This window comes from Microbacterium oryzae (assembly GCF_030406385.1).
Classification (GTDB): Bacteria; Actinomycetota; Actinomycetes; order Actinomycetales; family Microbacteriaceae; genus Microbacterium; species Microbacterium oryzae_A.
On the sequence record NZ_JAUEPM010000008.1, the window covers coordinates 69,480 to 94,021 of the forward strand.

Annotated in this window: 21 protein-coding genes; 3 read left to right on the top strand and 18 right to left on the bottom strand. The window is 71.1% G+C overall.

Annotated features, from left to right (window positions below):
• Nucleotides 1-11: 11 nt before the first annotated feature.
• The 3 genes from dnaG to dusB are packed head-to-tail and all read right to left on the bottom strand — an operon-like array spanning nt 12 to nt 4,445.
• The gene (gene dnaG / locus QWJ90_RS12330) at nt 12-1,871 is read right to left on the bottom strand and encodes a DNA primase (RefSeq protein WP_290108144.1); all 1,860 of its coding nucleotides are present in this window, start codon (nt 1,869-1,871) and stop codon (nt 12-14) included.
• Nucleotides 1,871-3,244, bottom strand: coding sequence for a deoxyguanosinetriphosphate triphosphohydrolase (locus tag QWJ90_RS12335; protein WP_290108145.1), 1,374 nt, complete (start codon nt 3,242-3,244; stop codon nt 1,871-1,873). Before QWJ90_RS12335 ends, dnaG begins: the two co-directional genes overlap by 1 nt.
• Entirely contained in the window at nt 3,234-4,445 is a 1,212-nt protein-coding gene (gene dusB, locus QWJ90_RS12340; protein WP_290108146.1) for a tRNA dihydrouridine synthase DusB, read from the bottom strand. The genes QWJ90_RS12335 and dusB overlap by 11 nt, the downstream gene beginning before the upstream one ends.
• Nucleotides 4,446-4,511: 66 nt before the next feature.
• Here dusB and QWJ90_RS12345 point away from each other — a divergent pair, with 66 nt between their 5' ends.
• A complete protein-coding gene (locus QWJ90_RS12345; protein ID WP_290108147.1) occupies nt 4,512-5,012 on the top strand; it encodes a glutathione peroxidase in 501 nt (166 codons plus the stop codon).
• A 1-nt stretch (nt 5,013) separates the two neighbouring features.
• On the opposite strand, the gene QWJ90_RS12350 is transcribed toward QWJ90_RS12345, so the two are convergent.
• The 3 genes from QWJ90_RS12350 to recO are packed head-to-tail and all read right to left on the bottom strand — an operon-like array spanning nt 5,014 to nt 7,280.
• Complete coding sequence (locus QWJ90_RS12350; protein ID WP_290108221.1) at nt 5,014-5,694, bottom strand: DsbA family oxidoreductase; 681 nt, start codon at nt 5,692-5,694, stop codon at nt 5,014-5,016.
• A 37-nt stretch (nt 5,695-5,731) separates the two neighbouring features.
• A complete protein-coding gene (locus QWJ90_RS12355) occupies nt 5,732-6,532 on the bottom strand; it encodes an isoprenyl transferase (protein WP_290108148.1) in 801 nt (266 codons plus the stop codon).
• A gap of 19 nt (nt 6,533-6,551) precedes the next feature.
• Nucleotides 6,552-7,280, bottom strand: a complete 729-nt coding sequence (gene recO, locus QWJ90_RS12360) for a DNA repair protein RecO (protein WP_290108149.1) — start codon at nt 7,278-7,280, stop codon at nt 6,552-6,554.
• A 36-nt stretch (nt 7,281-7,316) separates the two neighbouring features.
• Here recO and QWJ90_RS12365 point away from each other — a divergent pair, with 36 nt between their 5' ends.
• A complete protein-coding gene (locus QWJ90_RS12365; RefSeq protein ID WP_290108150.1) occupies nt 7,317-8,090 on the top strand; it encodes a trimeric intracellular cation channel family protein in 774 nt (257 codons plus the stop codon).
• Nucleotides 8,091-8,483: 393 nt separating this feature from the next.
• On the opposite strand, the gene leuA is transcribed toward QWJ90_RS12365, so the two are convergent.
• The 12 genes from leuA to lepA all read right to left on the bottom strand — a co-directional run bounded on the left by leuA (nt 8,484) and on the right by lepA (nt 21,504).
• Nucleotides 8,484-10,238: a 2-isopropylmalate synthase gene (gene leuA, locus QWJ90_RS12370; protein WP_290108151.1), complete on the bottom strand. Its 1,755-nt coding sequence runs from the start codon at nt 10,236-10,238 to the stop codon at nt 8,484-8,486.
• A gap of 218 nt (nt 10,239-10,456) precedes the next feature.
• Entirely contained in the window at nt 10,457-11,362 is a 906-nt protein-coding gene (era, locus tag QWJ90_RS12375) for a GTPase Era (RefSeq protein WP_290108152.1), read from the bottom strand.
• A complete protein-coding gene (locus tag QWJ90_RS12380; RefSeq protein WP_290108153.1) occupies nt 11,355-12,785 on the bottom strand; it encodes a hemolysin family protein in 1,431 nt (476 codons plus the stop codon). Before QWJ90_RS12380 ends, era begins: the two co-directional genes overlap by 8 nt.
• Nucleotides 12,782-13,249 carry an rRNA maturation RNase YbeY gene (gene ybeY / locus QWJ90_RS12385; RefSeq protein ID WP_290108154.1) on the bottom strand — a complete coding sequence of 156 codons (468 nt, stop codon included), beginning with the start codon at nt 13,247-13,249 and terminating at the stop codon, nt 12,782-12,784. The genes QWJ90_RS12380 and ybeY overlap by 4 nt, the downstream gene beginning before the upstream one ends.
• A complete protein-coding gene (locus QWJ90_RS12390) occupies nt 13,246-14,271 on the bottom strand; it encodes a PhoH family protein (protein ID WP_290108223.1) in 1,026 nt (341 codons plus the stop codon). The genes ybeY and QWJ90_RS12390 overlap by 4 nt, the downstream gene beginning before the upstream one ends.
• Before the next feature lie 67 nt (nt 14,272-14,338).
• On the bottom strand, nt 14,339-14,689 hold the full coding sequence (locus QWJ90_RS12395) for an HIT domain-containing protein (protein ID WP_290108155.1): 351 nt from the start codon (nt 14,687-14,689) through the stop codon (nt 14,339-14,341).
• A 22-nt stretch (nt 14,690-14,711) separates the two neighbouring features.
• A complete protein-coding gene (locus QWJ90_RS12400; RefSeq protein ID WP_290108156.1) occupies nt 14,712-15,443 on the bottom strand; it encodes a 16S rRNA (uracil(1498)-N(3))-methyltransferase in 732 nt (243 codons plus the stop codon).
• A 4-nt stretch (nt 15,444-15,447) separates the two neighbouring features.
• A complete protein-coding gene (dnaJ, locus tag QWJ90_RS12405; protein ID WP_290108157.1) occupies nt 15,448-16,566 on the bottom strand; it encodes a molecular chaperone DnaJ in 1,119 nt (372 codons plus the stop codon).
• Nucleotides 16,567-16,620: 54 nt separating this feature from the next.
• A complete protein-coding gene (hrcA, locus tag QWJ90_RS12410; RefSeq protein ID WP_290108158.1) occupies nt 16,621-17,661 on the bottom strand; it encodes a heat-inducible transcriptional repressor HrcA in 1,041 nt (346 codons plus the stop codon).
• An 85-nt stretch (nt 17,662-17,746) separates the two neighbouring features.
• Nucleotides 17,747-18,964 carry a radical SAM family heme chaperone HemW gene (gene hemW / locus QWJ90_RS12415; protein ID WP_290108160.1) on the bottom strand — a complete coding sequence of 406 codons (1,218 nt, stop codon included), beginning with the start codon at nt 18,962-18,964 and terminating at the stop codon, nt 17,747-17,749.
• Nucleotides 18,964-19,614, bottom strand: a complete 651-nt coding sequence (locus QWJ90_RS12420) for a DUF1990 family protein (RefSeq protein ID WP_290108161.1) — start codon at nt 19,612-19,614, stop codon at nt 18,964-18,966. The genes hemW and QWJ90_RS12420 overlap by 1 nt, the downstream gene beginning before the upstream one ends.
• A gap of 39 nt (nt 19,615-19,653) precedes the next feature.
• Complete coding sequence (gene lepA / locus QWJ90_RS12425; RefSeq protein WP_290108162.1) at nt 19,654-21,504, bottom strand: translation elongation factor 4; 1,851 nt, start codon at nt 21,502-21,504, stop codon at nt 19,654-19,656.
• A gap of 163 nt (nt 21,505-21,667) precedes the next feature.
• Here lepA and QWJ90_RS12430 point away from each other — a divergent pair, with 163 nt between their 5' ends.
• The gene (locus QWJ90_RS12430) at nt 21,668-24,469 is read left to right on the top strand and encodes an ExeM/NucH family extracellular endonuclease (RefSeq protein ID WP_290108163.1); all 2,802 of its coding nucleotides are present in this window, start codon (nt 21,668-21,670) and stop codon (nt 24,467-24,469) included.
• Nucleotides 24,470-24,542 lie beyond the last annotated feature (73 nt).

A 24,542-nucleotide genomic window follows, 5' to 3' on the forward strand; every position in this document is an offset into this window, starting at 1 on the left:
TGCCTTGCCGGTCAGGCTTCGTCGAGCAGCTGGCGCCGGTCGATGTCGAGGTCGCGCAACCGCATCCGCACCGCGCGCCCCTCCTCAGAAGCCGGCGCCACGCGCTGCACGGCGCCGAGCAGCTCGTTCTTCTCCGCGTCGATCGCCCGCAGCACGATGCGCCGGCAGAGGTCGTTCACCGAGACGACGGCGCGCTCCTCGCTGACCGCCGGGAAGTCGCGCGTGATGAGCTCGGCTGCCAGCGACCGGTACGGCTCCCGCACCATCTCGACCGCGGCCACCGACCATCCGATCTTCGACCGGTCGACGGCCTCGACCGCGACGCGCACCGCCTCGAGCGCGGGCGTGCGGAACGGCAGCGACAGCGCCCGGTGCAGCAGATCCGGCTCCACGCGGTGCCCGTACTGCAGGATGCCGGTGAGCGCGTCGCGCTCGATGGCGGTGTCCGTGCCGCGCGGCAGGGTCGCGAGAGACACGCGGATGGCCGGGGCCGACTGCCCGTCGGATGCGTCAGCGCGCGCCTCTGGGCGACGCTGCTCCGCGGCGCCTTGGCGTGCGACGCGCTCGACCTCGCCGTGCACCTCGGTCGGGTCCATGCCGAGTCGACGCGCGAGCACGCGCTCGTAACCGGGGCGCAGCAGCCGGTCGCGGATCTCCGCGACGATCGGGGCCGCGGAGCGCAGCGCGCCGACGCGCCCCTCGACCGTGCCGAGGTCGAAGCGGGAGACGGCGCGGTCGATGACGAACTCGAACATCGGCACCTTGTGGTCGACGAGCGTCCGCACGGCGCCGTCGCCGCGCTGCAGCCGCAGGTCGCACGGGTCGAGCCCGTCGGGCGCCACCGCGACGAAGGTCTGGGCGTTGAAGCTCTTCGCGTCGGTGAACGCGCGGATGGCCGCCTTCTGCCCGGCGGCATCGCCGTCGAACGTGAAGACGACCTCGCCCGACGCCGACGAGTCGCCCATCACTCGGCGCAGCACCGTCACGTGCTCGCTGCCGAAGGCCGTGCCGCAGGTGGCGATCGCGGTGGTGACCCCGGCGAGGTGGCACGCCATGACGTCGGTGTACCCTTCCACGACGACCACCCGGCGCGGGTCGCCGCGAGAGATGTCGCGCTTGGCGAGGTCGAGCCCGTACAGCACCTGTGACTTCTTGTAGATCGGCGTCTCGGGGGTGTTGAGGTACTTCGGCCCCTGATCGTCGTCGTAGAGCTTGCGCGCGCCGAAGCCCACCGTCTGCCCGGTCACATCCCGGATGGGCCACATCACCCGGCCGCGGAACCGGTCGTAGACGCCGCCGCGCTGGTTCGTCGACACCAGGCCCGCGGTCGTGAGCTCTTCGCGGGTGAAGCCCTTCGCCCTCAGCGCGTTCAGCAGGTGGTCCCACCCCTTCGGCGCATACCCCACGCCGAAGTGCGCGGCCGCTCCCGCGTCGAACCCGCGCTCGCCCAGGAACCGGCGCGCGGCCTCCGCCTCGGGCGAGACGAGCTGCGAGCGGAAGTACTCTCCCGCGGCGGCGTTCGCCGCGAAGAGGCGGGCGCGACCGCTCGTCTCGGGCGCAGGGCCGCCGTCCTCGTAGTGCAGGGTGTAGCCGATGCGCCCGGCGAGCTTCTCCACCGCCTCGGTGAACGAGACGTGGTCCATCTCGCGCAGGAACGTGTAGACGTCGCCCGACTCGCCGCACCCGAAGCAGTGGTAGAAGCCCACCTGGGGGCGCACGTGGAAGCTCGGGCTCTTCTCGTCATGGAAAGGACAGAGCCCCTTCATCGACCCGACGCCCGCCGACTTCAGCGCCACGCGCTCGCCGACGATGTCGGCGATATTGGTCCGCGCCTTGACCTCGTCGACGTCAGCCTGTCGGATGCGCGGCATCAGGCCACCTGCGACGTGCGCGCGGCCTTCGACGCTCCGTCACGGCGTCCCGAGCGCGGCGCCCAGATGCCCACCTGGGCCGGGTCGACCTCGCCGACGAGGCGGCTGTGCCAGGCGACCGCGGTCTGGTCGGTGAGCGAGGCGACCTGATCGACGACCACCCGGGTGCGAGCGGCGTCGGTGTCGGCGGCGAGGAAGTCCGCCGCGAACGCCGGCTCCAGCGCGTCCGCGCCCGTCGACCAGAGGGCATCCGTCGACACCAGCGCGTCGGCGATGCGCTTAAGCACCCGCCGCTGCTCGGCGTAGATGTTGCGGCGCTCGTCGATCGTCACGATCGTCGCGCCCATCAGGCCCTTGAGCACCGCGATCTCCACCTCGACCTCCCGCGGCACGACCACATGCCCGTTGTATCGGGTCAGCGACGCGGCCGGATACGCGGAGCGCGTGGCGTCGACCGCCGCGCTGGCGAACCGGCCGATGAGGTCGCTCGTGAGGTTCTTCAGGCGCGCGAGGTCGCCGCGCGAGCGGTCGAACGTGCGCATCCACATCGGAAGCCGCGTGAGGCGGTAGAGCCCCTCGGCGAGCTCGTCGCGCGGGTAGTCGTAGCCCACCCACTCCTGCACGCGGCCGATGAGCGGGTGATGCGCGAGCGGATCGCTGACGTGCTCGAGATCGAGGTAGCCGTTGACCACCGCGTCCTCGAAGTCGTGGACGGAATACGCGATGTCGTCCGAGAGGTCCATCACCTCCGCCTCGATGCAGCGCTCCTTGTCGGGCGCGCCCTGGCGCAGCCACCGGAACACGTCCTCGTCCTCGGGGTACACGCCGAACTTCAGCCGCCCGCCCGGGTCGAGCACGGGGTCCGCGACCGTCCAGGGGTACTTGCAGGCGGCGTCGAGGGTCGCTCGGGTCAGGTTCAGCCCGTGCGAGCGCAGGTCGTCGAGCACCTTCGCCTCGAGGCGCGTGAGGATCCGCAGGCTCTGCGCGTTGCCCTCGAACCCGCCGATCCCCGCTGCCCACTCGTTGAGCGCCTTCTCGCCGTTGTGTCCGAAGGGCGGATGGCCCAGGTCGTGACTGAGGCATGCCGCGTCGACGACGTCCTCGGCGAGGCCGAGGGCGGTGCCGAGCTCGCGCCCGACCTGCGCGACCTCGAGGGAGTGCGTGAGGCGGTTGCGGGCGAAGTCCGCGGGGCTCGCGGGGCTCAGCACCTGCGTCTTCGCGGCGAGCTGACGCAGCGCCGCCGAGTGGAGGACGCGCGCTCGGTCGCGGGCGAAGTCATCACGGTGCGAACGGTGGTTCTCCTGGTGGAAGCGCTCGGCGTCGGCGTCGGTGTACCCGGCGGGACGCGGGGCGGTGATGCGCTCAGCCCCCACTGGTGTCCAGCTCCGCGTCGCGCAGCTCGCAGCTGTCGACCTCCCGCAGGTCGCGCGAGTCCAGCCATCCCTCAGGCAGGACGGGGCGCTTCGGTGTGCCGGCGCGTCCGCGCTGGCCCTCCGCGGCGGCGCCCGGATACGGGGCGTCGTGGTCGAGCTCGCCGAGGAGGTCGTCGATCTCGGCCAGGCTCGACGCGGTCGCGAGGCGCGCGCGCAGGTCGCCGCCCACGGGGTAGCCCTTGAAGTACCAGGCGACGTGCTTGCGGATGTCGCGGCAGCCGCGATCCTCGTCGTCGAAGAACTCGACGAGCAGCTCGGCGTGTCGGCGGAACGCCTGCGCGACGAAGCCGAGGGTGGCGTCCACCGTGCGTTTCGTCTCGCTTCGCTCGCTCAACGACCGGGGGCTGCTCGCTTCGCTCGCCGGGCTCGTCCCTGCACCGAAGGCCGCGGCGAGGTCGCCGAACAGCCACGGCCGTCCGAGGCACCCGCGTCCGACGACGACGCCGTCGCAGCCGGTCTCGTCCATCATCCGCAGCGCGTCGTCGGCCGACCAGATGTCGCCGTTGCCGAGCACGGGGATGCTCGTCACGGTCTCCTTGAGCTTGCCGATCGCCGACCAGTCCGCCTGCCCCGAGTAGAACTCCGATGCCGTCCGCGCGTGCAGCGCGACGGCGGCTGCTCCCGCGTCCTCCGCGATCCGACCCGCGTCGAGGTACGTGAGGTGGTCGGCGTCGATGCCCTTCCGCATCTTCACCGTCAGCGGGATGTGGCCGGCCGCTTCGACGGCCTGCTCGACGATGTCCCGGAACAGCCCGAGCTTCCACGGCAGCGCGGAGCCGCCGCCCTTGCGGGTCACCTTCGGCACGGGGCAGCCGAAGTTCAGGTCGATGTGGTCGGCCCGGTCCTCCTCGGCGATGATGCGGGCGGCGGCCGCGATGGTCTCGGGGTCGACGCCGTACAGCTGGATCGATCGCGGCGACTCGGACTCGTGGTGGCGGATGAGGCGCATCGTGGCGGCGTTGCGCTCGACGAGCGCGCGCGACGTGATCATCTCGCTCACGTAGAGGCCGCCGCCGTACTCGCGGCAGAGACGCCGGAAGGCCGTGTTGGTGATGCCGGCCATCGGCGCGAGCACGACGGGCACGCCGATGTCGAGGGCGCCGATGCGCAGGGTGCGCGCAGGGTTCAGGACGGTGGTCACCTATCGATTCTCCCAGACGGCGGCGGGGACGGTGCCGAGTGTGGATGGCCGCCGTAGGCTGAGCGCATGAGCGACCTCCCCGACGTCCGCCGCATCCCCTTCCACGACGCCGAGGGCGTGGAGCGGACCCTCGCCGACTACGGTGACGACCACGTGTTCCTCGTCGTCAACGTCGCCTCGAAGTGCGGCCTCACGCCCCAGTACGAGCAGCTCGAGGAGCTGCAGCGAACGTATGGCGAGCGGGGCCTGACGGTCGTCGGCTTCCCCTGCAACCAGTTCCTCGGGCAGGAGCCGGGATCGATGGCGGAGATCCTCGACTACTGCGCCACGACGTGGGGCGTGAGCTTCCCGATCGCCGACAAGGTCGAGGTCAACGGCTCCCGCACCGTCCCGCTCTACAAGGCGCTCAAGAAGACCAAGGACGGCGTCGGGCTCTCCGGCCCGATCGCCTGGAACTTCGAGAAGTTCCTCGTCCTGCCCTCCGGGGAGGTGCGCCGGTTCCGCCCGCCGGTGAAGCCGGACTCCGCCGACATCGTCGAGGCGATCGAGACCGCGCTCCCCCGCTGACTCAGGCCGCGTCGCCCGCGGCGGACTGATGCTCGGCCCACACCTGGCGCGTCACCTGCGCGAAGGCCTCGGGCGGCTGCGCGCCGCTCACGCCGTAGCGGCCGTCGATGACGAAGAACGGCACCCCGTTGATGCCGTACGCGCGCGCCTGCTCCTGGTCGCGACGCACGTCGGCGACGTGCCGGTCGCTCTCGAGAGCCTCGCGGGCACCATCCGCATCGAGACCCACCTCGACGGCGAGGTCGACGAGGTCGTCGACGCGACCCACGTGGCGGCCTTCGGTGAAGTAGGCCTGCAGCAGCCGCTCGGTCATCTCGAGCTGACGACCCTGCGCCTTCGCGTGGTGGATGAGCTCGTGCGCCTTGACGGTGTTGGTGTGCTTGAGGATGTCGAATCGGTAGTCGAGCCCCGCCCCCGCGGCGACCTCGGTCACGCGCGCGAGCATCTGCTCGACCTGCTCAGCGGCCATCCCCTTGTGCCCGGCGAGGAAGTCCAGCTCGCTGCCATCGAAGTCGACGGGTGTGTCGGGTGCAAGCTCGAACGAGTGGTAGGTCACCTCGACGCGCGGCGCGTCGTCGTCCCCCGCCACCTCGGCCAGTCCCGATTCGAGATTCCGCTTGCCGATGTAGCACCAGGGGCAGGCGATATCGCTCCACACGTCGATCTTGATCGCATCCGTCACACCGTCTGCAACGGCGGCCGCGGCCATCCCATTCCCGTCAGACGGCCGGAGTGTCGACCGCTCCGCCGTAGCGCCGGTCGCGGCTGTGGAAGATGCGGATGGCCTCCCACAGGTCCTCGCGCGTGAAGTCGGGCCAGAGGCGGTCGAGGAACACCATCTCGGCGTACGCGGCCTCCCACAGCAGGAAGTTCGACGTGCGCTGCTCGCCGCTGGAGCGGATGAAGAGGTCGACATCCGGCATGTCGGGCACGTACAGCCGCTTCGCGATGGCCTTCTCGGTGATGGCTGAGGGCTTCAGCCGCCCGACCTTCACCTCCTCGGCGAGCTCGCGCATCGCGTCGACGATCTCGTAGCGCCCGCCGTAGTTCACGCACATCGTGAAGGTCATCGTGCGGTTGCCGGCCGTGAGCTTCTCCGCCTCCTGCAGGTCCTTGATGACCGAGCCCCACAGCCGCGGCTTGCGTCCCGCCCAGCGGATGCGGACATCCCACTCGTTGAGCTGGTCGCGGTAGCGGTGCAGCACGATGCGGCTGAAGTCCATGAGGAAGCGCACCTCCTCGGGCGAGCGCCTCCAGTTCTCCGTGGAGAACGCGTAGACGGATAGGTGCTTCACGCCCGCCTGCACGGCGCCCGCCACGACGTCGAGCAGCTGCTCGATCCCCTGGCGGTGCCCCTCGACGCGCGGCAGCCCCTGCCGGTTCGCCCAGCGCCCGTTCCCGTCCATCACGATCGCGACGTGCTCGGGCACCGGGCCCGCGAACCGCGGCGGCGTGAGCCCCGACCAGTCGAGGGGCTTGTACGGCACCGCGTCGCGGTGGGTGTAGGGCTTCGGGGTCATCGGCTCTCTCGCAGGATCGTCAACGGTGCTTCTCGACGTGGCTGAACGAGCGGATGGCCCGCTCGAGATGGAACTGCGCGTATGCGGCGACGAGGCCGGACGCGGCGGACAGGTCACGACTCGGCGTGGCATCCACGCGCTCCCAGTCGCCCTGCAGCAGGGCCGCGAGAAGCGACAGGCCCGAACGCCCGATCCGCGGGCTGCCCGCGGGCGCGCACGCCTCGCAGACGACGCCGCCGAGCTGCCCCACGAAGCGGTCGTGCGGCCCGGGCGCCCCGCAGCGCGCGCAGTCCTCGAAGGAGAGCGCCCAGCCTGACAGGGCCATGGCGCGCAGGAGGTAGGAGTCCATGATCGCCTGCGGCGCGTGCTCGCCTCGCGACAGCGAGCGCAGAGCCCCGACGAGCAGGAAGAACTGCTGCGACGTGGACTCCGCCTCGTTCACGCGGTCGGCGGCCTCGACCATCGCGCTGGCGGCCGTGTACCGCTCGTAGTCCGCGACGATGTCAGCGCCGTACGAGCCGAGCGAGTCGGCCTGCTGCACGATGTCGAGGTTGCGTCCGATGTAGAACTGGGCGTCGACGACCATGAACGGCTCGAGGCGGGCGCCGAACTTCGACGAGGTGCGCCGCACGCCCTTCGCGACCGCGCGCACGCGCCCGTGCTGCTTCGTCAGCAGGGTGACGATGCGGTCGGCTTCGCCCAGCTTGTGGGTCCGCAGCACGACGGCTTCGTCTCGATAGGTGGGCACCGTTCGATTATCGAGCCTGTGCGGGAGGATGGACGCGTGACCGAGCCGCTCTTCGTCATCCCCCTGTGGGCCGATCTCCTCGCCGTCGGGCTCGGCGGCATCCAGGGAGCGCTGTTCGCCTCGGGCTTCCGCGGGCGAGCGCGGCTGGACTTCCTCGGCGTGGCGATCATCGGCACCATGATCGGGATGGGCGGCGGCATCATCCGCGACATCCTCCTCGGCACGACGCCGGCGACTCTGCAGAACAACTGGTACCTCGTCACCGCCGTCGGCGCGTCGCTGGTCGGCATGCTGCTCGCGGGCATCTTCGACCGGCTGAACCGCGCGATCATCATGCTCGACGCCGTCGTCATCGGGATGTTCGGCGCCTTCGGCACCGCCAAGGCTCTCGCGAACGGCATCCCGGTCATCCCGGCGATCTTCATCGGAGCGTGCGCGGCGGTGGGCGGCAGCGTCGTCCGCGACATCGCGATGGGACTCCCGGTCGCGATCATGCACGTCGGCTCGCTCTACGCCGTGGCGGCCGTCGTCGGCAACACCGCGCTCGCGCTGTCGTTCACGTTCGGCATGCCGATCGCCGCGGCCGCCGCGGTCGGCATCGCGCTCACGACCGTGATCCGCGTGCTCGCCGTGGTGTTCGACCTGTCACTTCCCGAGCAGCGGCGCCTCAACCGACGCCGCGTCGCGCTCGAGACGCGGGAGATCCCGATCGTCTCCGCGTCGGACCTGCCGTCGGCGTCGGACCTCGGGCAGACCGGGGCGATCATCCTCCCCGACGACATCACCAAGCCGCGCGACGAGGACGTCTGAGCCCGCGCCATGCGCTCGAGCCTGGACTCACCCGAGGCCACGCGGACGACCGAGCCCCGGCCATCCGCTCGGGATGGCGAGCTGGGATGGCCGGGGCGGATGGCGCGTGTCGGATCTCGGAGGCGTGGGTCAGGTGTCCGCGCGGGCGCCACAGCAGACGACGGGCGCACCGCCGGTCCGAGATCCGGCACGGCCGACGGCCACACGGACGTATCGGATCGCGGACCGGTGGTGCGGGTGTCGGCGTGTCGGTCACAGCGGGCAGCACCCGCACCACGCATCCGAGATCCGACACGCGGGCGGCTCCGACGCCGGCCCCGGCGGGCCAACGCGGACGACCGAGCCCCGGCCATCCGCTCGGGATGGCCGGGGCTCGGTCGAGCCGGACGAGCGTCAGACGCCGACGAGCTCCGACTGACGGGCGCGGATCGAGCGGTTGACGGCCGAGACGATCGCCTTCAGCGACGCGGTGGAGATGTCGCTGTCGATGCCGACGCCCCACAGGCGCTCGCCGTCGACCTGCAGCTCGATGTACGCGGCGGCCTGCGCCTCGGCGGACGCGCTCATCGCGTGCTCGACGTAGTCGTACAGAGTGATGTCGATGCCCTGAGCGCGCACGATCTCGAGGAACGCCGCGATCGGGCCGTTGCCCGAGGCCGACGCCTCGACCGTCTCGTCGCCGTCGCGCAGTGTGACCGACAGGGTTCCCTCGCCACCGGCGTCACGGTTCGAGCGGGTGCCGATCAGCTCGAAGCGCCCCCAGCGCTGCTCGTCGATGCGAGCGGGCAGGTACTCGTCCTGGAAGATCTCCCAGATCTGCTCGCTGGTGACCTCGCCGCCCTCCGCGTCGGTCTTCGCCTGCACGACGCCGGAGAACTCGATCTGCAGCTTGCGGGGCAGATCGATGGCGTGGTCGGCCTTCAGCAGGTACGCGACACCGCCCTTGCCCGACTGCGAGTTCACGCGGATGACGGCCTCGTACGAGCGACCCAGGTCCTTCGGGTCGACGGGCAGGTACGGCACCGCCCACTCGACCTCGTCGACGGTGACGCCCTGCGCCTTCGCGCGGGCCTCCATCGCCTCGAAGCCCTTCTTGATGGCGTCCTGGTGCGACCCGCTGAACGCCGTGAACACGAGGTCGCCGGCCCACGGGCTGCGCTCGGGCACCGGCAGCTGGTTGCAGTACTCGACCGTGCGCTTGACCTGGTCGATGTCGCCGAAGTCGATCTGCGGGTCGATGCCCTGCGTGAACATGTTGATGCCCAGCGCGACGAGGTCGACGTTGCCGGTGCGCTCGCCGTTGCCGAAGAGGCACCCCTCGATGCGGTCAGCCCCGGCCAGGTAGCCCAGCTCGGCTGCGGCGACGGCGGTGCCGCGGTCGTTGTGCGGGTGCAGCGACAGGATGACGTTCTCGCGGTTGTCGAGGTGACGGCTCATCCATTCGATCGAGTCGGCGTAGACGTTGGGCGTCGCCATCTCGACGGTGGCGGGCAGGTTCAGGATGATCTTGCGCTCGGGCGTCGGCACGAGCACGGTCATCACCTGGTTGCAGATCTCGACGGCGAACTCGAGCTCCGTGCCCGTGTACGACTCGGGCGAGTACTCGTAGTAGACCGTCGTCTCGGGAACGGTCTCCTCGTACTGCTTGCACCAGCGGGCGCCCTCGAGGGCGATGTCGATGATGCCCTGCTTGTCGGTGCGGAAGACGACCTCCCGCTGCAGCACGCTCGTGGAGTTGTACAGGTGCACGATCGCCTGCTTGGCGCCCTTGATCGCCTCGTACGTGCGGGCGATGAGGTGCTCGCGCGCCTGCGTCAGCACCTGGATGGTGACGTCGTCGGGGATCAGGCCCTCTTCGATGAGCTGACGCACGAAATCGAAGTCGGTCTGGCTCGCCGACGGGAAGCCGACCTCGATCTCCTTGTAGCCCATCTTCACGAGCAGGTCGAACATGACCCGCTTGCGCTCGGGGCTCATCGGGTCGATGAGAGCCTGGTTGCCGTCGCGCAGGTCGACCGCGCACCAGCGCGGCGCCTGCTCGATGCGGCGGGATGGCCAGGTGCGGTCGGGCAGGTCGACGACGATCTGCTCGTGGAACGGACGGTACCGGTGGACCGGCAGAGCGCTGGGCTTCTGATTGTTCTTCATGGGGTGCTTCTTCCGGGGTCTGCAGACGAGAACGGGCCGTCGAAGAGCTCCGCGACGAGTGGCCCTAGATCGAGGTCTCGTCGCGGCAGCTAAGAAGAAGCAGACCGCCACAGCGCATGCCTCTACGGTAGCACGCAGAATGCGCGGTCTCGGCCCCGCTCATCCGGGCTGAATCGAGCAGAATACTCACGATCGAGCCATCCGAGGGTGCAGGATGATCAGAAGCCGAGGCGGCGCAGCTGCTTTGGATCGCGCTGCCACTCCTTCGCCACGCGCACGTGCAGCGACAGGTAGACGCGGGTGCCGACCAGCGGCTCCAGCTGCGCACGGGCGCGCGAGCCGACGTCGCGCAGCCGAGACCCCTTGTGGCCGATGATGATCGCCTTCTGGCTGTCGCGCTCGACGACGAGATCGGCCCAGATGTCCGTGAGCTCGGGGTTGTCCTCGCGCGGCGCCATGTCGGAGATCGTCACGGCGATGGAGTGCGGCAGCTCGTCACGGACGCCCTCGAGCGCTGCCTCGCGGATGATCTCCGCGACGCGGTCCTCGAGGGACTCGTCGGTGACGACGTCCTCGGGGTAGAGCGCCGGACCCTCCGGCATGAGCGCGAGCAGCTCGTCGGTGAGCACGTCGAGGCGCTCGCCGGTGATCGACGAGAGCGGGATGACCGCGGCCCAGTCCTCGCGCAGGGCGTCGACCTCGAGCAGGCGCTCCATGATCTCATCGTGCGAGGACGCGTCGGTCTTCGTCACGATGGCGACCTTCTTCGCTCGCCCGTAGCCGTCCAGCGACTCCGCGATGCGACGGTCGCCCGGCCCGACCTTCTCGCCTGCCGGCACGCAGAAGGCGATCACGTCGACGTCGCCGAGCACCGACTCGACGAGGTCGTTGAGACGCTGGCCGAGAAGCGTGCGCGGGCGGTGGATGCCCGGGGTGTCGACGACGATCAGCTGGCCGCCTGGCCGGTTGAGGATGCCGCGGATGGCGCGCCGCGTCGTCTGCGGCTTCTCGCTGGTGATCGCGACCTTCTCGCCGACGAGCGCGTTCATGAGCGTGGACTTGCCCACGTTCGGCCGTCCCACGAAGGTCACGAAGCCGCTGCGGGTCTCCGGGGATTCAGTCATCGTGGTCGTCCTTCCTCGCGGCGTCGTCGCCGAGGCGCGCGCCGTTTCTCTTCGCGGTCGGCTTCCTGCCGCCGCTCCTCCGGTTGTCGACGGCGACCTCGCCGGTCGTCGGCAGCAGGATGTCTCCGGTGCGCGGCTGGCGCCCCCGCACCTCGTCCACGGTGCGCAGCGCGGGGCCGCGGTCGACGAACACCGTCGCGATCCCCCGACCGCGACCGCGGGACGTGCCGCCGGTGAGCAGGAGCCCCTCGACCGCGACGGTGTCGCCGGGCTGCGGGACGCGGCCCAGCTGCTTGCCGAGCAGACCGCCGATCGAGTCGACGTCCTCGTCTTCGAGGGTGATGCCGAAGAGCTCGGCCACCTCGTCGAGTCCGAGGCTCGCGCTCACGCGGAAGGTGCCATCCGCCAGCTCGACGATCTCCTTCGAGGGCGTGTCGTACTCGTCGGAGATGTCGCCGACGAGCTCCTCGATGAGGTCCTCGAGCGTGACGAGTCCGGCGACTCCCCCGTACTCGTCGACGACGATGCACACGTGCACGGCGTCGCGCTTCATCTGCTGCAGCAGCGTCTCCGCGCGCATCTGCTCGGGCACGAACACCGCAGGACGCGCGAGTGCGCGCGCGGTGGCTCCGTCGCTCCAGCTGGCCCCCTCGCGGAACGCGTGCAGCACGAGATCCTTGAGGTACAGCACGCCGACGACGTCGTCGATCTCGTCGTCGATGACCGGCAGCCGCGACATGCCGCGCTGCAGGAAGATCGTCATCGCCTCGCGGGCGGTCGCGTCGGCCTCCACGGTCACCATCTCGGTGCGCGGCACCATCACCACGCGCACGACCTGGTCGGTGAAGTCGAACACGGAGTGGATGAGGTCGCGGTCGTCGGCCTCGATGAGGTCGTTCGACGCGGCCTCGTCGACCATGCTCAGCAGCTGGTCCTCCGACTCGAAGCTGCGGCGCCCTGCACCCGGGGTGATGGCGTTGCCGACGACGACGAGGGCTCGCACGAGCGGGCCGAGCACGATGCGGATGCCGCGGACGAGCGGCGCGAACCAGCGCAGCAGGGCGGGCGCGTGCCGACGCCCCGCGGAGCGCGGGCTCGAGGCCACCGCCACGAACGACAGCCCCGTCATCACGACGACGGTCGCGAGCACCGCCCACCACACGCTCTCGAACAGCACCGTGAACGCGACGGTCGCGAGCACGGCGGCGCCGGTCTCGGCCAGCACGCGGAGGAAGCCGATCGCGTTGGCGTGGCTGTCGGGATCGTCGGCGAGGTGGGCGAGCGAGCGCGCACTGCGCCCCTCGGTGGCGAGGTCGACGAGGTCGGCGCGCGAGCTGACCGACAGCGCGGCATCGAGTGCCGACATGAGCCCCCCGATCGCGACGAAGACGACGGCGCCGATCAGCAGCAGCGTGGGGATCATGTGCGCGGTCGTCGGCGTTCCTCGGCGGCGAAGCTCGCCATCAGGCGGTCCTGCAGGCCGAACATCACCCGGTGCTCCTCCGGCTCGGCGTGGTCGTAGCCGAGGAGGTGCAGCAGCCCGTGGGTCGTGAGCAGGATCAGCTCGTCCATGAGGGGGTGGCCGGCCTTCTCGGCCTGGCTCTCGGCCACCTGGGGGCACAGCACGATGTCGCCGAGGAGGCCGGCGGGCGTGGGCATGTCATCGGTGCCGGGGCGCAGCTCGTCCATCGGGAAGCTCAGCACATCGGTCGGGCCTGGCTCGTCCATCCACTGCACGTGGAGGGCCTCCATGGCGCCCTCGTCGACCAGCACGATCGCCACCTCGGCGTCGGGGCTCACGTGGAGCTGCGCGAGATTGTGCTGCGTCAGGCGCAGCAGCACGCTCTCGTCGATCTCGATGGCGGACTCGTTGTTGACGTCGATCATCGGATCCCTCGCTTGGGCTTGTGGTCGCGCGGGCCGCCGGTGCGCGCGGCGCCGCGGCGCTCGGCGCGGTTGACGAACTCGCGGGCCTCGTCGAGCTCCGCGCGGTGGGCCGCGCGCTTCTCGTCGTACTCGCTGTACGCGTCGACGATGCGGCCGACGAGCGTGTGCCGCACGACGTCGTCGCTCGTCAGGCGCGCGAAGTGGATGTCGTCGACGTGGTCGAGGATGCGCGTGACGAGCCGCAGGCCCGACGTGCCGCCCGGCAGGTCGACCTGCGTGATGTCGCCGGTCACGACCATCCGCGTGCCGAAGCCCAGCCGCGTGAGGAACATCTTCATCTGCTCGGGGGTGGTGTTCTGCGCCTCGTCGAGCACGACGAAGGAGTCGTTCAGCGTGCGCCCGCGCATGTACGCCAGCGGGGCGACCTCGATCGTGCCGCTCGCCATGAGCTTGGGGACCAGCTCGGGGTCCATCATCTCGTTGAGCGCGTCGTAGAGCGGCCGCAGGTACGGGTCGATCTTGTCGGTGAGCGTGCCGGGGAGGAACCCGAGCCGCTCCCCGGCCTCGACGGCCGGACGCGTGAGGATGATGCGGTTCACCTCGCGGCGCTGCAGCGCCTGCACGGCCTTCGCCATGGCGAGGTAGGTCTTGCCCGTGCCGGCGGGGCCGATGCCGAACACGATGGTGTTCTCGTCGATCGCGTCGACGTACTGCTTCTGGCCGAGCGTCTTCGGGCGGATGACCTTGCCGCGCGTCGAGAGGATGGCCTCCCCGAGGACCTCGCTGGGTCGCGGGCCGCCCTGCTCGAGGATGCGGTTGGACGTGGCGACGTCGGCGGGGCCCAGGTCGTGCCCGCCGCGCGTCAGCTGCAGCAGCTCGTCGACGAGGGCGCGGGCCGCGCGCACGTCGTCGGGTGCGCCGCGCAGGGTGATCTCGTTTCCGCGGACATGCACGTCGACCGCCGGGTGCTCGCTCTCGACCATGCGCAGGAGTCGATCCTGCGGGCCGAGCAGCTGCACCATCGCGACGCCGTCGGCGTGGATGGTCTCGGTGACGACGTCGTCGGCGGAGGGGCCGGAGCCCGTGGGGTCAGTGGCCAATGAGGCTCTTCTCCTGAAGGTCGCCGGCGAGCACGTGCGCGTGCACGTGGAACACGGTCTGGCCCGCGTCTGCGCCGGTATTGAAGACAAGTCGGAACTGCCCGCCCGCGCGCTCGTCGGCGACCCGCTGGGCCGTCGCGATCATCTCGGCGAGGAGGGCGGGGTCGCCGGCGGCGAGCTCGGCGACGTCGCGGTACTCCTGCGTCTTGGGGATGACGAGGAGGTGCACGGGCGCCTGCGGACTGATGTCCTCGATCACGAACACCCGCTCGGTCTGGTCGACGATCCTGCCCGGGATGTCCCCCTGCAGGATGCGCGTGAAGATCGACGGCTCGCTCATGCCGTCGATTCTACCGACCTGCTCACCAGCGCCGGAGCTTCGCGTTGAGAATCGCGAGGGCGGCGGGGCCTGCCGTCGAGGTGCGGAGGATGGTCGTGCCGAGCCGGACGCGCTCCGCCCCCGCGGCCGCGAGGCGCTCGAGTTCGTCCGGCGCGATGCCGCCCTCGGGGCCGACGACGAGCACGAGATCCCGCGCGTCGTCGGTCTCGATCGCCGTCAGCGCGCCGGGCGCTGTCGGGTCGAGCACGAGCATCCGCGACGCCTGCGCACGGGAGGCGAGCGCGGCGAGATCGGCGACCGGCGACACCTCGGCGATCCACGCGCGGTGCGCCTGCTTGGCGGCCTCGCGCACGATCGTCGCCCAGCGCGCGCGGCCCTTCTCGGCCTTCGGGCCCTGCCATCGGGAGACGCTGCGCGACGCCTGCCACGGCACGACCTCGTCGATGCCGAGCTCGGTGGCCGCCTGCACGGCCAGCTCGTCGCGGTCGCCCTTCGCGAGCGCCTGCACGAGCACGAGACGAGGCGCCGCGGCGGGCACGTCCTCCCGCGTGGCGACGCGCACGACGACCCGCTGCGGGGAGACCTCCTCGCAGGATCCGACGATCCACGCGCCACGACCATCCGTCACCGTGACGTCCTCGCCGACGCGCACCCGGCGAACCGAGGCGGCATGGTGCGCCTCGGCGCCGGTGAGCACGATCTCGTCGCCGGGAACGACCTCTCCCGCTCGCTCGTCGTAGAAGTGCAGCGCCATCGGGTCAGCCGCGGAAGCGGTCGCGGAGCTTCGAGAACAGGCCCTGGTGGAACTCCGCCAGACGCGGCTCGGGAGCCTTGGTGCGGCGAGCGAGCTCCTCGAGCAGCTGACGCGTCTTGTGGTCGACCTTCGTGGGCGTCACGACCTGCACGCCCACGCGGAGGTCGCCGCGACGCGAGGTGCGGAGCCCGGTGATGCCGCGCTCCTTGACCGTGAGGATCTCGCCCGACTGAATGCCCGCGCGGACCTCCACCTCGACCTCGCCGTCCAGCGCGTCGATCGACGTCGTGGTGCCGAGGATGGCGTCGGTCATCGAGACCTCGAGGGTCGCGAGGAGATCGTCGCCGTCGCGGCTGAAGACGGGGTGCGGCGCCACGGTGACCTCGACGTACAGGTCGCCGTTGGGGCCGCCGGCCGGGCCGACCTCTCCGGAGCCGGGAAGCTGCAGGCGCAGGCCGGTCTCGACGCCCGCGGGGATGTCCAGCGACACGGTGCGCCGGGAGCGCACGCGCCCCTGGCCGCTGCAGGTCGGGCACGGGTGCGGGATGACGGTGCCGTAGCCCTGGCACGCGCCGCAGGGCTGCATGGTGACCATGTTGCCGAGGAGGCTGCGGACCTGGCGCTGCACGTGGCCGGTGCCGCCGCAGATGTCGCACGTCTGCGGGCTCGTGCCGGGCTGGCAGCACGACCCGTGGCAGGTCTCGCAGAGCACCGCGGTGTCGACCTCGATGTCGCGGTGCGTGCCGAAGACGACGTCGCCGAGCTCGAGCGTGACGCGCACCAGCGCGTCCTGTCCGCGCTCGCGCCGCGAGCGCGGACGTCCGCCGCGGCCGGCACCGCCGCCGGCGCCACCGCCGAAGAAGGTCTCGAAGATGTCGCCGAAGCCGCCGAAGCCCGCGCCGCCGCCGAACGGCGAGTCGTCGCCGCCCATGTCGTAGCGGCGTCGCTGCTCGGGGTCGCTCAGCACGTCGTAGGCGTGCGTGACGGCCTTGAAGTCCTCGGCCGCCTGCGGCTCCGGGTTCACATCGGGATGCAGACGACGCGCCAGCTTGCGGTACGCCTTCTTGATGTCCTCCTGCGAGGCGTCGCGCGCCACGCCGAGGGTCTCGTAATGATCAGCCACTTCAGCCTTCCTGCGGGCGTCGTGCGCCCGTGCTCCGGTCGTCAGGGCGGCGCGTCAGCGCCGTCCCTCGTCTTCGTCCAGCAGCCTCGTGAGGTAGCGGGCGACCGCCCGTGCCGCCGCGAGGTTGCGGGGGTAGTCCATGCGCGTCGGGCCCATGATGCCGATGCGGGCGGCGCCGACGGCCGAGTCGTACCGACTCGCGACGATCGACGCCTCCGAGAGGCCGAACGCGGCGTTCTCGCGCCCGATGCTCGTCGCGAGTCCGTGCTCGTCGGCGACCATCTCGCTCATCAGCCGCAGCAGCGTCACCTGCTCCTCGATGGCCTCGAGAATTGGATGGATGCTGCCGCGGAAGTCCTGCTCGCGACGGGCGAGCGTCGCCGATCCCGCCATGACGAGGCGGTTCTGCCGGAACTCGTCGAGCTCCTCGCCCGCCGCCTTCGCGATGTCCTGCAGCGCCACGTCCACGGGAGTCGCCGGTGCGGGGGCGAGCTCGACCGCGCGCGCGAGCTGATCGGCGGCGTCGCCCACCGAGCGGCCGGCGAGCAGCGGCACGAGACGTGCGGCGACGCCATCCAGCGCCTCCTGATCGAGCTCGACGGTCAGCTGCGTGATGCGCTGCGAGACGCGGCCGGTGTCGGTCACCATGATCACGAGCACGCGCCGCGGGTCGAGCTGCACGAGCTGGACGTGCGTGATGCTCGCGCGGGCGAACGAGGGGTACTGCACGAGCGCGACCTGGCCGGTGAGCTGCGTGAGGAGCCGCACGGTGCGTGCGAGGAGGTCGTCCAGGTCCGAGGGCTCGCCGAGGAACGACGTGATCGCCGAGCGCTGCGCGGATGACAGCGGCCGCAGCTCGGCGAGATGGTCGACGAAGACGCGATAGCCCTTGTCCGTCGGGACGCGACCAGACGAGGTGTGAGGCTGGGCGATGAGCTCCTCGTCCTCGAGGAGGGCCATGTCGTTGCGGATGGTCGCAGCTGAGACTCCGAAGGAGTGCCGCTCGACGATGGAGCGGCTCCCGACGGGCTCGTGCGTGTCGACGTAGTCCTGCACGATCGCGCGGAGGACCTGCAGCCCGCGGTCGCTGACCATGTGCGCACCCCTCTCTCTGGCACTCGATGCGTCCGAGTGCCAGTCTACCGACCTCTCCCGGCGAACGGGGTGAGCGCGCCGGGCGTCAGTCGGTGAGCGCGCGCACGACGGCGTCGGCGAGGAGCCGCCCGCGCAGCGTGAGCACGACGCGCCCGCGGATGGCGGCAGCCGGCTCCACGAGGCCGTCCGCGATCAGCCCCGCGACGGCGCCTCGGGCGGATGCCGGCAGCGCGTCGACGGCGAGGCCCTCGCGGATGCGGCTCTGCAGCAGCACCCGCTCGAGCTGCGTCGCCTCCGCGTCCGGTCGCTCCCGTCCGGCGGCCGGCGACTCGCCCATCGCGAGCCGCTGGGCGTATGCGGCCGGGTGCTTGACGTTCCACCAGCGCAGTCCCGCGACGTGGCTGTGCGCGCCGGGGCCGAAGCCCCACCAGTCGGTGCCGCGCCAGTATGCGAGGTTGTGACGCGAGCGGTGCGCCTCCCCCTGCGACCAGTTCGACACCTCGTACCAGTCGTACCCCGCCTCGCCGAGCAGCGAGTCCGCCAGCTCGTACATATCGGCCTGCAGGTCGTCGTCGGGAGCCGGCACCTCACCGCGCCGGATCTGACGGGCGAGCTTCGTGCCGTCTTCGATGATGAGCGCGTAGGCGGAGATGTGATCGGGCGCGAGCGCGAGGGCGGCGTCGAGCGAGGCGCGCCAGTCGTCCAGGGTCTCCCCCGGCGCACCGTAGATGAGGTCGACACTCACGTCGAGGCCGGCCGCCCGGCCCGCGGCGACCGCGGTCGCGACGTTGGCGGGCGAGTGCGTGCGGTCGAGCGCGGCGAGAACGCGCGGCACCGCCGACTGCATCCCCACGGACATCCGCGTCACGCCCGCTCCCGCGAGCTCCTCCGCGACCCCCGGCGACACCGTGTCGGGGTTGGCTTCGACGGTGATCTCGGCCTCGGCCGCGATGCCGAACGCGTCGCGGACGCCGTCGAGCATGCGCGCGAGGTCGCCCGCGGGCAGCAGCGTCGGCGTCCCGCCGCCGAAGAAGACGGTCTGCGCGGGGCGCAGCGCGCCGGCGTCGGCGAGCACGCCGCGGGCGAGCGCGATCTCCTGCAGGAGGACGTCGGCGTACTCGTCCTGTCGTGCGCCGCGCAGCTCGCTGGAGGTGTACGTGTTGAAGTCGCAGTACCCGCAGCGCACCCGGCAGAACGGCACATGCAGGTAGATGCCGAGGTCGGCCGACGGGTCGACCGCGAGGTCACGCGGAAGCGCGCCGTCGGCGGGTGCGGGATCGCCGAGGGGAAGTGCTCCGGCCATCAGGCGCCGGTGCGGAACAGCGGCGAGATGGCGCGCAGATAGGCGGCGAACAGAGCCTTGCGTCGGCGGCGCACGAGCGCCTTGAACAGGCGGTTCCAGAACGTGACTGGCCGGTCGAACGCGCGCACGTCGAACCACACCTCGTCGTTCTCGCGCCACTCGATCATGAACGACTCCTCGCCGCTCACCACCGAGCCGCCGACGGTGCCCAGTGCGAAGCCCACGCGGCGCGCCTCCTCGATCACGAAGATCACGCGCAGCTCGGCGTCGGCGCGGAAGCGCGCGACCTTTCCGCGCACGGTCACGGTGGTGCCTGCGCCGACGTAGGGCGTGCCCTCCGCGTCGAAGCGCTGGTCGGCATCCGATCGGCTGGGTGCGACCGCGTTGCCGGAGTCGTCGAAGCTGACCCCCGTGTACGTGGGGCCCGGGGCGGGCCGCACGTCGGCGAGCTCGAGGCCGGCGCCCTTCAGCGGCGCCCAGGCGAGCAGCGCATCGACGGCCGTGCGGAATCGCTCCTCGCCGCTGCCGATCCGCCACTGCGCGGCCGCCGGGATGCTGCGCTCCGGCGGGTACTGCAGCAGGTCGGGCGCCTGCGTCGCCCCGACCGCCGCATAGTCGACCGTCTCGTCTCGGAAGGTCTCCCGGCGCATGTCGTCCACCCTAACCGCAGCCCCTGGCAAAGCCCCCGGCTACTTCCCGGACTTCGTCTCGACGTCACCCGACAGCGCGGCGATGAACGCCTCCTGGGGCACCTCGACGCGGCCGACCATCTTCATGCGCTTCTTGCCCTCCTTCTGCTTCTCGAGCAGCTTGCGCTTGCGGGAGATGTCGCCGCCGTAGCACTTCGCGAGCACGTCCTTGCGCATCGCGCGGATGTTCTCGCGGGCGATGATGCGGGCGCCGATCGCGGCCTGGATGGGCACCTCGAACTGCTGACGCGGAATGAGCTTGCGCAGGCGCTCGGTCATGGTCGTGCCGTACGCATAGGCCTTCTCGCGGTGCACGATCGCGCTGAAGGCGTCGACGCGGTCGCCCTGGAGGAGGATGTCGACCTTCACGAGGTCGGCCTCCTGCTGCCCCGCCGGCTCGTAGTCGAAGCTCGCGTAGCCCTGCGTGCGGCTCTTCAGCTGGTCGAAGAAGTCGAAGACGATCTCGCCGAGGGGCATGGTGTACTTCAGCTCGACGCGCTCCTCGGACAGGTAGTCCATGCCGAGCAGAGTGCCGCGCCGGGTCTGGCAGAGCTCCATGACCGTGCCGACGTACTCCTTCGGCGCGAGGATCGACGCCTTGACCATCGGCTCGGCGACCGAGCCGATCTTGCCCTCGGGGTACTCGCTGGGGTTGGTGACGATGAGCTTCTCGCCCGTCTCCGTCGTCACCTCGTAGACGACGCTCGGCGCCGTGGTGATGAGATCGAGGCCGAACTCGCGCGCGAGGCGCTCGGTGATGATCTCGAGGTGCAGCAGTCCGAGGAAGCCGCAGCGGAAGCCGAAGCCGAGGGCGACGGACGTCTCCGGCTCGTAGGCGAGGGACGCGTCGGACAGCTTCAGCTTGTCGAGCGCCTCGCGCAGATCCGTGTAGTCGCTGGCGTCGATCGGGTACAGACCCGAGAAGACCATGGGCTTCGGGTCGGTGTAGCCGGGGAGCGCCTGCGTGGCGGGAGTGCGCTGGTTCGTGACCGTGTCGCCGACCTTCGACTGGCGGACGTCCTTCACGCCGGTGATGAGGTAGCCGACCTCGCCGACCGACAGGCCCTTCGACGGCGTGGGCTCCGGGCTCGAGACGCCGATCTCCAGCAGCTCGTGCGTGGCGCGGGTCGACATCATCTGGATGCGCTCGCGCGGCGAGAGACGGCCGTCGACCATCCGGACGTATGTCACCACGCCGCGGTACGCGTCGTAGACGGAGTCGAAGATCATGGCGCGGGCCGGAGCGTCGGGATCGCCCTTCGGCGCGGGGATCTCGGCCACGAGGCGGTCGAGCAGCTCCTCGACGCCCTGGCCCGTCTTGCCCGACACCCGCAGCACGTCGGCGGGGTCGCCGCCGATGAGGTCCGCGAGCTCCTTGGCGAAGCGGTCGGGGTCGGCGGCGGGCAGGTCGATCTTATTGAGCACCGGGATGATCGTCAGATCGTTCTCGAGCGCGAGGTACAGGTTCGCGAGCGTCTGCGCCTCGATGCCCTGCGCGGCGTCCACGAGCAGCACCGCGCCCTCGCAGGCGGCCAGAGAGCGGGAGACCTCGTATGTGAAGTCGACGTGACCCGGCGTGTCGATCATGTTCAGCGCGAAGGTGTCGCCCTCGTGCTGCCACGGCAGCCGCACCGCCTGGCTCTTCACGGTGATGCCGCGTTCGCGCTCGATGTCCATGCGGTCGAGGTACTGCGCGCGCATGTCGCGGTCGGACACCGCGCCGGTGAGCTGCAGCATGCGATCGGCGAGCGTCGACTTGCCGTGGTCGATGTGAGCGATGATGCAGAAGTTGCGGATGCGCTCAGGCGGTGTCGCGGCAGGCGGGAGCGGAGTCGTGGCACGAGGGGACATATCCGTCTGATTCTACGGGCCGCGCCGCTCGCGCCGCGCCCCGTCTTCCGAGCGCCGCACCGCCGTCCTCCCGCAAGGTGCTGGCCACTGTCCGTTCACCCGACGACGATTGCCTGGAAGACGCGGGCCGACCCGCGCCTCCCGCACTCCGAAGGAGACGAACATGCACCATCCCCCTCCCCCGCGCGGCGTGCGCCGCGCGATCTGTCTGGCATCGACGGCCTGCATCGCGGCGGCCCTCGTCGCGCCGACGGCCGCGCAGGCGGCGGTCGCCCCCGGCGACGGCGTGCTCATCAACGAGATCTACGGCGGCGGCGGCAACAGCGGCGCGGCCTTCAGCCGCGACTTCGTCGAGATCGTCAACACGACGTCGCAGCCGCAGAGCCTCGACGGCTGGAGCGTGCAGTACGCGTCGGCCACCGGGTCGAGCTGGCAGGTGACGCCGCTCGGCGGCATCACGCTCGCCCCCGACGCGACTCTCGTCGTCGGCCAGGCGTACGGCTCCAACACCGCGCTGCCCGACATCGCAGCGGACGTAGAGGGCTCCACGGCGCTCAGCGGCTCGCAGGGCAAGGTGGCCCTCGTGTCCGACGACACCGCACTCTCCGGATCATCCGGTCTCGCGGCCGCGGACAGCGTCGTCGACTACGTCGGCTGGGGCGCCGCGACCGACTTCGCGGGCTCCCCGGCGCCCGCGACGACCAACGCCACCGCGATCACGCGCACCGACGGGGCCAACACGGCCGACAACGGCGCCGACTTCGTCACCGCTGCTCCCATTCCGGATGGCGCAGGCGGCGAGCCGACACCGGAACCCACGCCGGAGCCCACGCCCGAGCCGGGCGACCCGGTGGCCATCGCGGAGATCCAGGGCACCGGCGACCGGTCGCCGATGGTCGGCGCGACGGTCACCACGACCGGCATCGTGACTGCACGCTACCCCTCGGGCGGGCTGGACGGATACGTCGTGCAGACACCGGGCACCGGCGGCGATCTCGATCCCGCCGCGCACACCGCCTCCGACGCCCTGTTCGTGTACTCGACGGCGACCGTCGACGACGTGGCGATCGGCGACACGGTGGAGGTCACCGGCGAGGTCACCGAGTACTACGGCCTCACCGAGCTGTCGGTGCGCGCTGGCGGCGCCCGCGTCGTCGCCGACGCCGAGCCGGTCGCTCCGGCGGCGGTCGGATGGCCGGAGACGGACGAGGAGCGGGAGCGACTGGAGTCCATGCTCATCGCGCCGACGGGAGCCTTCACCGTCGCCGACACCTACGCCACGAACTCCTACGGCGAGGTCGTGCTGGCGGCGGGCGACGCGCCCCTGCGCCAGCCCACCGACGTCGCACGTCCCGGCAGCGCGGAGGCGCAGGCCGTGGCGGAGGACAACGCGGCCCGCCGGGTGACCCTGGACGACGGCTCCTCGGCGAGCTTCAGCGCGAACCGGGACCTCACCCCCGCCTACATCTCGCTGGTCGAGCCCATCCGGGTCGGCGCGTCGGCGACGTTCACGGAGCCGCACATCGTCGACTTCCGCAACAGCGCCTGGAAGCTCAACCCCACCGAGCCGCTCGTCGCCGACGGGTCGGGGGCCGACGGCGTGGTGTTCGAGAACACGCGCACCGCCGCCCCCGAGGACGTCGGCGGCGACGTGAGCGTCGCGTCGTTCAACGTGCTCAACTACTTCACCACCCTCGGCGTCGATGACGCGAGCTGCGTGCCGTACCGCGACCGCGAGGGCGACGGCGTGAGCGTCGACGAGGGCTGCGATCAGCGCGGCGCCTGGGATGCCGAGGACTTCGAACGCCAGGAGGCGCGCATCGTCGCGGCGATCGACGCCCTCGACGCGAACGTGGTCGGGCTCATGGAGATCGAGAACTCGGCGCGTCTCGGAGAGGAGCCGGACGAGGCCCTCGCGACCCTGGTCGCCGCGCTCAACGAGGCAGCGGGCGCCGAGAAGTGGGCGTACGTGGCGTCGCCGGCGAACCTGCCCGATGCTAGCGAGCAGGACGTCATCACCTCCGCGCTCATCTACCAGCCGGCGGTGGTCTCGCCCGTGGGCGCGGCAGCCGCCCTCGACACCGGCGACGCGGAGGTGGACGCGTTCCAGAACGCCCGCGAGCCGATCGCGCAGACGTTCGCCGCCTCCGGCGGGGAGCCGTTCACCGTGGTGGTGAATCACTTCAAGTCGAAGGGCTCGGTCGGACCCTGGCCGGGGGATTCCGACGCCGGCGACGGCCAGGGCAACTCCAATCAGTCGCGGGTGCTGCAGGCGCAGGCGCTCGCCGAGTGGATGGCGACCGACCCCACGGGAACCGGCGCCGAGGCGCAGCTGCTCGTGGGCGACTTCAACTCCTACACGCAGGAGGACCCGATGCAGCTGCTCTACGAGGCCGGCTATGTCGACGCGGAGACGGTGTTCGGGTCGTCGGAGAGCAGCTACGTGTTCCAGGCGCTGTCGGGTTCTCTCGACCACGTGCTTCTGAACGACGCGGCCGCGGAGCTCGCGACCGGCGCCGACATCTGGTCGATCAACAGCGGCGAGGCCGTGGCGCTGGAGTACAGCCGCTACAACAGCCACGGCACGCTCTTCTACGAGCCGACTCCCTACCGCTCCAGCGACCACGACCCCGTGATCGTCGGGCTCGACACGGTCGATGAGGCCGCCGCGGTGGAGACGAGCACCTCGTTGCGGACGACGCCTCCGGGGCAGGCCAAGAAGGGCGAGCCGAACCTCCTCACCGCGACGGTGACCACGGCCGACGACGCGGAGCCCGTCGGCACCGTCGAGTTCCACTGGGAGGGCCAGGTGCTCGGCGAGGTGCAGCTCGAGGACGGCACGGCAGTGCTCGCGGTGCCGGCGGATCTTCCGCCCGGGAATCACCGGGTCAGCGCCGTATTCGTCCCCGCCGGCGGCGGCTTCCTGCCGTCGGCGAGCAAGGAGCGCATGCTGGTCCTGCGCTGACCTTCGCCCGGTCCGGGTCCCGCCGCGCGGCAGCGCGAGCCGGACCCGGACCGCTCGCCACGCGCGGGCGCGA